At 34.9% G+C, this 12527-nt stretch carries 16 protein-coding genes; 9 read left to right on the forward strand and 7 right to left on the reverse strand.

Going from position 1 to position 12527, the window contains the following annotated elements; all coding sequences use genetic code 11:
- Window positions 1-14: 14 nt before the first annotated feature.
- The 7 genes from CDH49_RS06865 to CDH49_RS06895 form a co-directional block, all read right to left on the reverse strand.
- On the reverse strand, window positions 15-1385 hold the full coding sequence (locus tag CDH49_RS06865; RefSeq protein WP_100614756.1) for a CmpA/NrtA family ABC transporter substrate-binding protein: 1371 nt from the start codon (window positions 1383-1385) through the stop codon (window positions 15-17).
- A gap of 259 nt (window positions 1386-1644) precedes the next feature.
- Complete coding sequence (locus CDH49_RS06870) at window positions 1645-2352, reverse strand: cytochrome c3 family protein (protein WP_100614757.1); 708 nt, start codon at window positions 2350-2352, stop codon at window positions 1645-1647.
- Between the two features lie 19 nt (window positions 2353-2371).
- Entirely contained in the window at window positions 2372-3400 is a 1029-nt protein-coding gene (locus CDH49_RS06875) for a 2Fe-2S iron-sulfur cluster-binding protein (RefSeq protein WP_100614758.1), read from the reverse strand.
- A 17-nt stretch (window positions 3401-3417) separates the two neighbouring features.
- Entirely contained in the window at window positions 3418-3897 is a 480-nt protein-coding gene (locus tag CDH49_RS06880; protein WP_100614759.1) for a hypothetical protein, read from the reverse strand.
- 60 nt (window positions 3898-3957) lie between these two features.
- On the reverse strand, window positions 3958-4782 hold the full coding sequence (locus CDH49_RS06885; RefSeq protein WP_100614915.1) for a c-type heme family protein: 825 nt from the start codon (window positions 4780-4782) through the stop codon (window positions 3958-3960).
- 58 nt (window positions 4783-4840) lie between these two features.
- Complete coding sequence (locus CDH49_RS06890) at window positions 4841-5260, reverse strand: globin family protein (protein WP_100614760.1); 420 nt, start codon at window positions 5258-5260, stop codon at window positions 4841-4843.
- Window positions 5261-5478: 218 nt separating this feature from the next.
- Entirely contained in the window at window positions 5479-6237 is a 759-nt protein-coding gene (locus CDH49_RS06895) for a Crp/Fnr family transcriptional regulator (protein ID WP_100614761.1), read from the reverse strand.
- A 126-nt stretch (window positions 6238-6363) separates the two neighbouring features.
- Between CDH49_RS06895 and CDH49_RS06900 the strand changes: the two genes are divergently transcribed.
- The 9 genes from CDH49_RS06900 (at window position 6364) to moaCB (ending at window position 12514) form a co-directional block, all read left to right on the forward strand.
- Window positions 6364-7542 carry a molybdopterin molybdotransferase MoeA gene (locus CDH49_RS06900; RefSeq protein ID WP_100614762.1) on the forward strand — a complete coding sequence of 393 codons (1179 nt, stop codon included), beginning with the start codon at window positions 6364-6366 and terminating at the stop codon, window positions 7540-7542.
- 6 nt (window positions 7543-7548) lie between these two features.
- Window positions 7549-7887 (forward strand): winged helix-turn-helix domain-containing protein, encoded by a 339-nt coding sequence (locus CDH49_RS06905; RefSeq protein WP_100614763.1) that lies wholly within the window; start codon window positions 7549-7551, stop codon window positions 7885-7887.
- Between the two features lie 78 nt (window positions 7888-7965).
- Window positions 7966-8718 (forward strand): sulfite exporter TauE/SafE family protein, encoded by a 753-nt coding sequence (locus CDH49_RS06910; protein ID WP_100614764.1) that lies wholly within the window; start codon window positions 7966-7968, stop codon window positions 8716-8718.
- Window positions 8719-9291, forward strand: a complete 573-nt coding sequence (gene mobA / locus CDH49_RS06915; RefSeq protein ID WP_100614765.1) for a molybdenum cofactor guanylyltransferase — start codon at window positions 8719-8721, stop codon at window positions 9289-9291. It abuts the gene before it with no gap.
- On the forward strand, window positions 9288-9521 hold the full coding sequence (locus tag CDH49_RS06920) for a MoaD/ThiS family protein (RefSeq protein ID WP_100614766.1): 234 nt from the start codon (window positions 9288-9290) through the stop codon (window positions 9519-9521). Before mobA ends, CDH49_RS06920 begins: the two co-directional genes overlap by 4 nt.
- Before the next feature lie 4 nt (window positions 9522-9525).
- On the forward strand, window positions 9526-10614 hold the full coding sequence (moeB, locus tag CDH49_RS06925) for a HesA/MoeB/ThiF family protein (protein ID WP_100614767.1): 1089 nt from the start codon (window positions 9526-9528) through the stop codon (window positions 10612-10614).
- A 97-nt stretch (window positions 10615-10711) separates the two neighbouring features.
- Entirely contained in the window at window positions 10712-11155 is a 444-nt protein-coding gene (locus CDH49_RS06930) for a molybdenum cofactor biosynthesis protein MoaE (protein WP_100614768.1), read from the forward strand.
- A gap of 56 nt (window positions 11156-11211) precedes the next feature.
- Complete coding sequence (locus CDH49_RS06935) at window positions 11212-11577, forward strand: four helix bundle protein (RefSeq protein WP_100614916.1); 366 nt, start codon at window positions 11212-11214, stop codon at window positions 11575-11577.
- Between the two features lie 25 nt (window positions 11578-11602).
- Window positions 11603-12514 (forward strand): bifunctional molybdenum cofactor biosynthesis protein MoaC/MoaB, encoded by a 912-nt coding sequence (gene moaCB / locus CDH49_RS06940; RefSeq protein ID WP_100614769.1) that lies wholly within the window; start codon window positions 11603-11605, stop codon window positions 12512-12514.
- Window positions 12515-12527: the final 13 nt, after the last annotated feature.

The raw sequence follows: 12527 nt of genomic DNA on the forward strand, positions 1-12527 counted from the left end.
ATTATTTAAAAGAATTATATATCCTTGTTTCCGATTTTAAAGCTATTGATGTAACCAATGGGATCTTTAGCATCGTATTTGGTACCATCTATAAAATCTGTTGTTGCCGGTTTGTAACCGTCTGTATCTGGCACATCAGCAGCAGGCATGTGTCCTTCTTTCACCAACATATCAGCGGCTTGTTTCCAGATGTCTGGACGGTAAATATTTTTAATGGTTTCTTCGTACCATGCAGCTGGTTTCGCGTCAGGAATTTGTCCCCAACGACGCATTTGGGTTAAAAACCAAATACCATCAGAATAGAAAGGATAGGTGGCGTTGTATTTGTAGAATACGTTAAAATCTGGTAAATCACGTTTATCACCTTTTTCAAATTCAAAGGTTCCTGTCATGGAGTTTGCCAAAACGGCTTCATCGGCCCCAACGTATTGTGACATCGATAATATTTTTACTGCCTCCGCCCTGTTACTTGGCTCATCCAACCATTTTCCTGCTCTTATCAATGCTTTTGTAATGGCAATGGCTGTATTCGGATTTTCCTCAACAAACTTTTTGGTCATAACAAACACCTTTTCTGGGTTGTTTTTCCAGATATCGTAATTAGTCACCACAGGCACACCAATACCTTTAAATACTGCTTGTTGGTTCCAAGGCTCGCCTACGCAATACCCATAAATAGTTCCTGCTTCCAAGGTTGCTGGCATTTGTGGCGGCGGTGTCACAGATAGTAACACATCGGCATCAATTTGTCCTTGTACATTATCTGCCGTGTACATGCCTGGATTAATTCCAGCTGCAGCTAACCAATATCTTATTTCATAATTATGTGTAGAAACAGGAAACACCATACCCATTTTAAATGGTTTTCCTGCATTTTTATATTGTGTAATGACCGGTTTTAAAGCATCTGCTTTGATGGGATGAATGGGTTTGCCATCAGAATCAATTGGTACATTTGGTTTCATTTTTGACCAAACATCATTTGAAACGGTAATGGCATTACCATTTAAGTCCATTGAAAAAGGCGTTACCAACTCGGCTTGTCTACCAAAACCAGCACCAGCCGCAATGGGTTGTCCCGCCAACATGTGCGACCCATCTAATTGTCCGTCAATGACACGATCTAATACGTTTTTCCAGTTTGATTGGGCTTCTACAGACACAAATAAGCCTTCGTCTTCAAAAAATCCTTTTTCTTTAGCGATGGCCAAAGGAGCCATATCTGTTAATTTGATGAACCCAAACGTTAATTGCGGTTTTTCAATTGTTAATTTACTTTCTTCCGTTTCAGTGGCCGCTTCTTTTTTTTCAGCTTTGCCTCCGCAAGAAAATAGCACTACCGAAAGAGAAAAAAGTAATGATGCTTTTGTAATTAGTGTTTTCATTTTTTGAATGTTTTAAGTTTACTAAGTATTTATACTTATTTTTGACAAATATATAAGTAGTTTAAAATAATTTATATGGTTATAACCATTTAAAAACAACTTTTTAAACCATTAAAATACCTGCAAAAAAATAGGTTTATTACATAAACATTTAATAAACAAATATTTAAACAAAATATATTTCTAAGTTTTAATGCTTATTTTTCTAAGTATTACCCTAATTAATTACTTAGTTTATTAAAATAAAAGAGAGCGTAAATTATTTTTGTAGGGACTTTAGCCATTCATCTTGGGACAAACCAATATATTTTTTATTGGTTCCATAAGGATCTTCGCTTCCTTTGAAATAATCCTGAATCGTTTTCATTGGAATCGTGTCCTTTAATTTGGTTGGCACTTTATAGGTGTGGTTGCCATGGAAATCATGACATTGGATACAGGTAAACCATTCTTCATTGGCTATTAACGTTTTATGATCTATATCTAGTGGATCATTCTCTACTTCTAATTTTTGATGGCAATTCATGCAATAATCAATGGAAGGTACTGTAACGCGTTCTGCATGATGTTCAGAATGGCAAGTAATACAAGTTCTGGCATCTATTTTCTTTACCGCTTCCTTAAATCGAGGTTCTGAAAATCGGTAATTTGGATGACGATCATTAGGTCTGTCATGGCATCCCAAACAATTGTTTAGAGTAACATCTTGTGTTCCAAAGTCAACACCTGTTTTTCTAGCACCAACAGCATGGGACATATTCGACTGGAGTTGTTGCCAAAGATTCCCTTTAGCATCTGCATGGCAAGTGAAACAAGACAGCTCCTCATGACCTGCATTCATCGGTCCAAGTGAGATATACGCTTCTGAGGATTCCCTGGTAAAGAAATAGAAAATCGAAACTCCCAAAACCAAACCAATTACACCTCCTAAAAATTGTCTTTTTCTTAACGGACTTACTTTAAACATAAAAATTGAATTTATACCATTAAAACTCCAGAACTATGGCTTCACTTTCCGGATAACTGATACAGGTTAAAACATAGCCTTTAGCAACGTCTTCCTCGCTTAAAAAGTGTCCGTCAATCATTTTAATGTCTCCAGAAACACATGTAGCTTTACATGTAGAACACATACCAGCCCTGCATGAATAGGGCAAAACAATGTTGTCAGACATCGCTTGTTGCAATATTGATTTATCGCCTCTTACTTTAATTTGATGTGTTTTACCACCTAACTTTATGCTTACATCACTCATCAAGTCTTTCCCGAACATTTTAACAATAGGGCTTTTAAAGACTTCAATCTTTATTTTTTCCCTTGAAATACCGTTATCATTTAAAATTTCCTTCACCTTTTCCATATAGCCAAACGGCCCACATATCATGTAAACATAATCACCATAAAAAAGACCATGTTTTAAGAAAATTCCATCAATAAGTTCTTTTGTTGCCAGTCCAGAATGATAATTGTTATCATTCATATTTAGGGATGATACAATATGCTCAACTTGAAAATTGTCAGGATATTTGTTTTCAAGAGCCGTTATTTCATTTTTAAAAATAATAGACCCAATGTCCCTATTTGCATAAACCAATAAAACCCTTGAACTTGCCTCGTTTACCAAAACCGATTCTGCAATGGAGTAGATTGGAGTAATGCCACTGCCTCCAGCAAATAGCACATATTGCTTTTGAGAATTTTTATTGGGTTCAATGTAAAAGGATCCCGCAGGTTTATCTATTTCCAGTGTATCACCTACTTTGATATGGTCATGTATATAATTGGAAACCAATCCTTTTTCTACACGCTTTATAGTGATCTTCAAATCCTTATCCGTATATGGATTGCTGCTGAACGAATAAGCCCTTTTATGCACTACATGATCTATAGGCACATGAATAGTTAAAAATTGCCCAGGTTTGTATGATACCTTATTAAAGAAATTTCCGTTTTTGAAACACAGGCTTAACGCATCATCTGTTTCCTTTATAATATTTTTTATCTGAAGTTTCATGGGCTAGAGTTTGAAGATTATTTATAATAAAACACCACGCCTATATGAAAGAACATGACTATGGTGACCATGATAGAAAATGCCACATGCATAATCATCCAGCCTTTAAATAACCAATCGCTATTATTTTTAATGACATCTAAATTGAGATAACCCAACAACGTATTTGAAAAAAACACATATGAAAAAAACAACAAATACCCATAACCAAAGCCCATGCTGTGGACGTAAAATAGTAACGGACTCAATGCGCCAGCCCATTTATGAATAAGTAACATGGTTTGGGCATTTTTTCTGAATTTTTTAATGATTCTGCTCAAGGTTAGAAACCACTGCAATGTTATAAATAACGCTAGTCCTAAACCAGACCAACGCTTATACATTTCGTCTTGTTGAAACGTTTTAAGCCATGTCCATTCCAATTTTAAAAAAAACTGTAAAAAAAATAGTGATAGCAGTATTAAGCCCAGTAGTGTAGATTTGTTGTTTTTTACCATATGAATGTCAATGCTTTAGCTTTAATTCAAGGATTTACAGATTTAAAAGACCTCTGTTTACTATTTTACTACGACTAATTTTTTCATGGTTTCATAGGCTGTTAATTTCCTAACACTATCCAAAAACACTTCAGCAGATGGCAAGTATTTACCCTCTTGTGGCCATTTATTGCCTATCTCAGGTTTCTCACTATTAATAAATGCTTCAACCTCACTTAAATATTCTTTGTAAGTATCTAAAGTACCTTTAGCATAAGAATCCAATATCGCTACGGTTTCTTTATAGCTCAACGAGTCTTTTGGATATTGCCACGTGGTTGCCCCCATAACATCCCCAAGTTTCCAATCCGTTTTAGGTGATTGTTTATGGTCGTTATGACAAGTAACACATGCAGCCGCACTTGCTAAATCGGCGAACATGGCAGTATGCAATTTGGTATCTTCTTCATAGAAAAATTCAGGCTTTTGGCTCAATTTTATTTTTTCGAATAACTCAGCTTGTTTACCAACAAACTTATTGGCAGCATTTACAGGAAAATCTGAGCCTAAATACAAACCAAGAGGCACAGGGCCTTTTTGAATACTTGTTGCTATCCCTCTTAAAAATAAAGCTGGTAATGGGCCAGCCTCTACATCATCTTTTCTCCAGTCTTCATCAAACTTCATTCCTTGTAATTTACCCTGGCCCACAATCGCAGACGTATATAAAGTTCTAGTAACATCATTTTCTTTTGCTACCATTTCCAATACTTCGTCTACCGAAAATACAGGCTCATCAATTAAAGCACTTGATTTCTCTTCCGGAACACCTCCACAAGAGGTTAAAAAGACATTAATAGCTAATGCAAAAACGCTTATAAACGAAAACTGTTTTTTATTTTTCATACATGTAAAATTTATTTGTTTATTTAAGGTCATGTGGTTGATTTTTAAGTTTATTAAATTAATTTTTGTATGAAGCATCTATCATAACTGAAGACATCGTTCCATACACCGTTGCCCAAGCGTCTTTAACCTCAGGCGTGAAATCATCACCTAAGCCTACTTTCAACGTATCTAACAATGCAGCACCAACAGTATTATAATGAGATGGTTCTACTTTATACTCTACATGTCTTTTCCCTAAATTTTGAAGTACGGGAACCAAAGCTTCTAGATTGCTCAAGCCAGCAACTGCTGCAGCTAGCATAGTCATCAACTTATTACCTTGAACTTTCATCGCCTCTTCGCTATTAGGAAACAATGCTTTTAGTGTGGGGTCTAATTCAAATAATTTTGAGTAAAATATGTCAGCTGCTGTTGCCGCAATTGGTTTTACTTTTTCAAATGAATCTTGTACGAGCGTGATTGTTTTTTGTTCCATTTTATTATTATTAGTGTTTGTTAAGTTTACTTACAAATACGTATTAATACTTATTTTGAACAAAAATAAAAGGAGTTTATTAGAATAATAATGAAATAAGGCAGTGTAAAAAAACTTTTTTTACATGCAAAAAACTACAAAAACGCAGTTTCTATATAAATATAAAGTTGTTTTTAAGTATTTTCTTGAAAAATAAAATGAATACGTAGTGAGAACGATTAGCTATCTAAGAAGTAGTTATGCTCGCTAATTTCTTTTTTAAGACCTTCAATGTTATTAATACCTATTCGCTTGCCTTTTGCAATAATCAGGTGTTCCTTTTTTAAGATTGAAAAGATACGAATGACTTGTTCTTCGGTAGTTCCTGCATAATCCGCATATTCCTTTCTACTTAGAACAACATTTAAAAAGCCTTTGTTTTCTCCAAACTTTCTATTAATATACAATAAGGTATCAATAACGCGTTCCCTAACGGTCATTTGGGAAAGTGACTTTACCTTTGATTCGCTCCTATTGAGTTCATTAGCATAAAAAAGCATCATATCATACGTAAACTCTGGAGTTTTATATAGTGCTTTTTGTAAACTGCTCTTAGAAAAATAACAAAGCATGGTATCTTCAAGCGCAATGGCACCAATGGAATAATACTCTTCTGTTCCAAAACCTCGGTGTCCAATAATTTCACCTTCCTTAGCAAATCTTACTATTTGCTCCCTCCCATTGATGCCTGTTCTAAAAACTTTCACCTTACCCTTTAAGACAAAGAAAAGTCCATTTACCGGCGCACCTTCCATAATGAATTGATGACCCTTTTTACATCGTATATTATTTTTTTCATAAGGTAAATCAGATTCGGAAAGTGCCACATAGTTTCGTTTTATCAAGCAAGTCCCATTGTCACAAACACTACAACCTAACCCTGAGAAAGGTCGTCTGGCTACATTAGATTGGTATGATTTTGCTACTTCAGAATCCATAATAATGTTAAAATGATCATGTGAACGAAACAAATATACGTATTAATACTTATATTTTATAAAAATACTTATTTTTTGTAAAAAATATTAAATTTTCGTTATGTTTGTATATATATAACGATTTGTATGATTTCCATTGATGAGGCCATAGACCTAGTTAAAAGCAAAAGCAAGCCCTTATTAAAAGAAGCGGTATTGCCTATTGAAAAATCTGGTGGTTATTTGCTGTTTAAAGATGTTTTATCTCCTATAAATATGCCGCCATTTAGGCAATCGGCCATGGATGGTTATGCGCTTCATCTACACAACGATTTAACATATACTTTAGTTGGGGAAGTAAAGGCTGGAGATGGCCATCAACCTATTTTAAATAAAGGCGAAGCTGTTAGGATTTTTACAGGCGCAGCCGTTCCAGATAGTGCCAATGCCGTTATTATGCAAGAAAAAGTCATAATCAATGGTTCTGAACTGGTGATAGAAAATCAATTATCCGAACACCATAACATTCGTGCCATCGGTGAACAAGTGAAGAAAGGCGACTTGGCACTTGCAAAAGACACCAAACTAACACCAGCAGCTATTGGTTATTTGGCTTCTTTAGGTATATCACAAGTATCCGTCTATAAAAAACCATCCATTGCTTTGCTTACTACTGGAAACGAACTTATGGAGGCTTGTCAGTCATTAAGTTACGGAAAAATATATGAGAGCAATTCCAAAATGCTTCAAAATGCACTCTACAATTTAAAGTTTTATGACCTCCATTTTCATAAGGTAGAGGACGATTACGGCAAAACATTATCAATCTTGCAGAAGGTTATCTCACAACATGACTTAGTTATTATTTCTGGCGGTATTTCCGTTGGGGATTACGATTTTGTTGGGAAAGCGCTCCAAGAATTACACGTTGAAGAACATTTTTATACCGTAAAACAAAAACCTGGAAAGCCATTGTTTTTCGGAACAAAAAACGACACACTTATTTTTGCTCTTCCCGGAAATCCAGCTGCTTCGCTTACCTGTTTCTACATATATGTTCACATCGCTTTACAAAAAATGATGAATAAAACGGATGTGGAATTACCAAGAGTAAAGGCTAAGGCCACGAATGAATTTACACGATTCGGGGATAGACCACAATTCCTAAAGGCAATATATAATAATGACGGCGTTACGATTTTAGAAGGCCAGAGTTCCGCGATGTTGCAAACATTTGCACTTTCAAATGCGTTGGTGTTTGTGCCGGAGCATGTATCGAAGATTGAAATAAATGATGACGTTGAAGTGATTCTATTACCAAATTAGCTGATTATGGATTATAAGATAAAAAGTCGGATATGGATAGAATCTGAGAACAATGTGCTTTTGGGTGAAGGACGTGTGCAATTATTGAAAGCCATCAACGAAACTGGTTCGCTATCCAAAGCAGCGAAATCCATTAATATATCCTATAAAAAGGCATGGGGACTTTTAGATTCCATCAATAAATCCGCTAAAAAACCTGTGACCATAAACAGTGTCGGCGGAAAAGGTGGCGGTGGCGCCGAATTAACGGATTATGGAAAGGCATTAATTCTAGCATTTGATGATATTAATAAAAATTGCTGGGAGTTTTTGGATACGCAGTTGGAGAAAATTGAGAGTTTATGACTAGGAGTGCCTAAAGTTGAAAATGAATAATGAATAATGAATAATGAATAATGAATAATGAATAGTGAATAATGAATAATGAATAGCCAAATGTTACATAACGAATACATATATCTATTTTTATTAATCTTGCCCATCGTGTCCTTTTTATACGCAAGTGTGGGTCACGGTGGGGCAAGCGGGTATTTAGCATTAATGGCATTGTTTTCGTTTGCACCAGAAACCATGAAACCCACTGCCCTACTACTTAATTTGTTTGTGGCAGGAATTTCGTTTTTCTATTATTATAAAGAAGGCCATTTTAACAAAAATCTATTTATTCCTTTTGCTATTGCTTCCATTCCTTTAGCTTTTTTAGGTGGCACTATTGAAATTGATGCTTCCATTTACAAAAAAATCCTTGCTATTTTATTAGTGTTTGCCATTTTAAAAATGCTGAATGTTTTTGGAAAGGAAAAAGAAGACATAAAAAAAGTCAGACTTTGGCAAGGTTTGGTTGTTGGTGGTATTATTGGTTTCTTTTCGGGACTCATTGGTATTGGTGGTGGCATTATTTTAACACCTATTATTTTATTGCTTCATTGGGGAAATATGAAAGAAGCCGCTGCAGTTTCGGCTTTATTTATTTGGGTAAACTCGGCTTCTGGATTGGTCGGGCAAATAAGTACTGGCGTGCATTTTGAAATTGAAACGTTTGTGTTGGTCGCCATTGCATTAATTGGTGGCGTTCTTGGCGGATATTATGGCAGCAAAAAAATAAACAATCAAAAACTGAGGTATATATTGTCTTTTGTACTCGCCATTGCGTGTTTAAAATTATTTTTCGCATAAATGACAGACAAAAAAAACATAACTGGCATCATTCTTTCTGGCGGAAAAAGTAGTCGTATGGGAACGGATAAAGGGTTTTTATTGTTTAATGGAAAGTCTTTTATGCAACATAGCATCGACGCTTTAAAACCTTTTGTTGAGAGTATTATGATTGTTTCAAATAATAAAGACTATGATATTTTTGGATTGAAACGTATTGACGATGCCATTGAAAATGCAGGCCCTCTAGCGGGTATTTATTCTGGATTGAAAGAGTCTAAAACCGACTATAATTTGGTGTTGAGTTGCGATATTCCATTAATTAATTCAAATATTTTACAAAAACTGATTGATGCTATTGATGACGATTCTGGTATCATTCAAATTGAAAGCCAAGGAAAAGCCATGCCATTAATCGCCCTATATAAAAAACAATGTGAACCTATATTTTTAAAGCTTTTGAATGAAGGCGAACTCCGATTGCAATATGCAGTTAATCAATGTAACGTAAAAAATGTGGTGTTAAATGAGGAAGAAACCTGTTTTACGCAAAATATCAATACACCAGAACAATTAAATGCCATTTTAAAATGATTATTACAATAAAATATTTCGGACTTATTGCTGAAGTCACAAATCAATCTGAGGAATCTATTGATTTCTCTGGAAGATTGATTTCAGACCTTTTGAATACTTTATATGCTAAATATCCCGATTTAAAAAACAAGGATTTTCAAGTAGCACAAAATCAGGAATTAGTTTCAGAAAGTACCGAAATTACAGGACAGGAATTAGCATTATTACCACCGTTTTCAGGCGGGTAGAAAAATGAGTAGACACAACAGACATATTATTTTATCTGAAATTGGTCAACTAGGACAAGACAAACTAACAAACGCAAAAGTGTTAGTGGTTGGTGCTGGTGGCTTGGGCTGTCCTATTTTACAATATTTAGCGGCTGCAGGCATTGGTACATTGGGAATTATCGATTTTGATGTGGTTGAAATATCCAATTTACAACGCCAAGTGTTGTTTGGAACCTCATCATTAGGAAAAAACAAAGCCGAAGCGGCTAAAACACGGTTGGAAGATTTAAATTCGGAAATTTCCGTAATCGCTTACGCAGAAAAACTCACTTACCAAAATGCTTTGGAACTATTTAATAACTATGATATTATTGTGGATGGCTCTGATAATTTTGAAACGCGTTATTTGGTAAATGATGCCTGTATCATCACCAACAAACCTTTGGTGTTTGGTGCGATTTATAAGTTTGAAGGTCAGGTTTCCGTATTTAATTATCAAAACGGCCCGAGTTACAGATGTCTGTTTCCAAATCCGCCACAAAAAGATGCGGTTCCGAATTGTTCCGAAATTGGTGTCTTAGGCGTTTTACCAGGAATTATCGGTAGCATGCAAGCTAACGAAGTTATAAAAATCATACTAGGTATTGGGAATGTATTGTCAGGTAAATTATTATGTTATAATGCATTAACTTCCCAACCATCAACCTTAAAAATCAATAAATCAGCAAAACAGATTGAATTGGTTTTAAAAGGAAAAGATAATTTCAACAAAAAACAATTAGAAATTGATTGTGAATTTCAATCTGATATTTCAATAAAAGACTTTTTATTTAAAGATAACGTTCAATTTATTGATGTTCGAGAAGCCCATGAACAACCAAAAGTTGAAGGTTTAGAAATTACACAAATTCCTTTAAATCAATTAGAAAATAATTTAGATTCCATTGATTTATCAAAACAAAAAATGATTTTTTGCCAATCGGGAATACGTAGCAAACAAGCTGTTTCTTTATTAAGAAACTCTGGAATATTGAATTGTTATAGCATCAAAGAAGGTGCTTTAGAAATAATAGATTTTATAAATAGTCGTCATTGCGAAGAGTCCCGATAATTATCGGGAGACTGAAGCAATCTGCTCCCAATAAAGAGATTGCTTTATTTCGACTGCGCTCAACACAAGCTCTCGCAATGACTAAAAAAATAAAAAAATGACAGATAAAAAACCAAAAAACGTGTTTAAGCAAGGAGCTATTTCTTCAGAATTTATAGGAGAATCGATTGCCAAACACCAAACTAAAACGAGTATCGGCGCCCACAATATTTTTTTGGGACAAGTCAGAGCCGATGTTATTGATGGCAAAACAGTTACAGCGATTGAATACACCGCTTATGAAGATATGGCAAACGCCAAATTTGATGAAATACGCGAAACCGCTTTTGAAAAGTTCGAACTGACTTGCATGCATATTTATCACAGCTTAGGAGTTGTGAAAGCTGGAGAGATTTGCTTATTCGTTTTCGTGTCATCACCTAAAAGAAAAGTGGTTTTTAAAGCGTTGGAATACATCGTTGAAGAAATAAAAGCACAGGTACCTGTTTTTGGTAAGGAGATTTTTGAGGATGATTCGCATCAATGGAAAAAAAACATGTAAGTGTTTTTTGTGGAATCGTTGATTCGTTTAACTGTTTAATCATAAATCGTAAAATAATGGAGTATATATTTTCATTTGAAAAATTGAATGTTTGGATTGATGCAAAAGAATTGGTAAAACTGATTTACTTGGTAACTAAAGATTTCCCAAGTGAAGAAAAATTCGGATTAACAAATCAATTAAGAAGGGCATCAATATCAGTGACTTCAAATTTAGCTGAAGGTACTTCAAGAAAAACAAGCAAGGACAAATCTCATTTCACAACACTGTCATTCAGCTCATTAATGGAAGTTTTAAATCAAGTTATCATAGCAAAAGAATTAAATTTTCTAAATGAAGACAATTATCAAATTATCAGAACAGAAATTGAAAAAATTTCAAATAAGCTGAATGCTTTGCGCAACGCACAATTAAACAGTTAAACAATTCAACGATTAAACACATAAAATGATTGACATTACACATAAAAACACAACCCTAAGAACCGCAACAGCACAAGCCATCGTCAAGGTGAGCAAACCTGAAACGATTGCGGCCATACAAAACGACATCGTTCCAAAAGGCAATGTATTTGCCATGAGTAAAGCTGCGGGTTTGTTGGGTGTAAAACGAACGCCTGATATTTTACCAGATTGCCATCCGTTACCAATCGAATTTACGGGGGTTGAATATGAAATAAATGGATTGGAAATCACCGTTCTTTTCACTGTTAAGACGATTTACAAAACGGGTGTTGAAGTCGAAGCCATGCATGGTGCTAGTGTGGTGGCATTAAACATGTATGATATGTTAAAACCAATTGATAAAGGCATCGAAATTCATTACATCAAATTATTGAATAAAAAAGGTGGTAAATCAGACTTTAAGAATAAGTTCAGAAAAGATTTAACCGCAGCTGTTATTGTGTGTTCAGATACTATTTCAGCAGGACAAAAAGAAGATAAAGCTGGAAAAGCCATCATAAATATACTAGAAGCATGCGAGGTCAAAATTGCCGATTATATCATCATTCCAGATGAAAAAGAGGTTATTCAAGAAAAAGCAAAAATATATCAAAAACAAGGTATCGATTTAATCATTTATACAGGTGGCACTGGACTTTCCGCAAGGGATGTGACACCAGAAGCCTTAATTCCGTTGTTAGACAGACGCATTCCCGGCATCGAAGAAGCTATTCGCAATTACGGACAAGATAGAACGCCGTATGCCATGCTATCAAGAAGTGTGGCTGGTACTATAAAAAATACCTTGGTTTTGGCTTTACCGGGTTCAACAAATGGCGCAAAGGAATCTATGGAGGCTATTTTTCCATCAGTGTTGCATATTTTTGGGATATTGAGAGGGGCGAGACATGACTAAAATGTTTATTCGT

It is taken from the genome of Confluentibacter citreus, assembly GCF_002807055.1.
GTDB lineage: Bacteria > Bacteroidota > Bacteroidia > Flavobacteriales > Flavobacteriaceae > Confluentibacter > Confluentibacter citreus.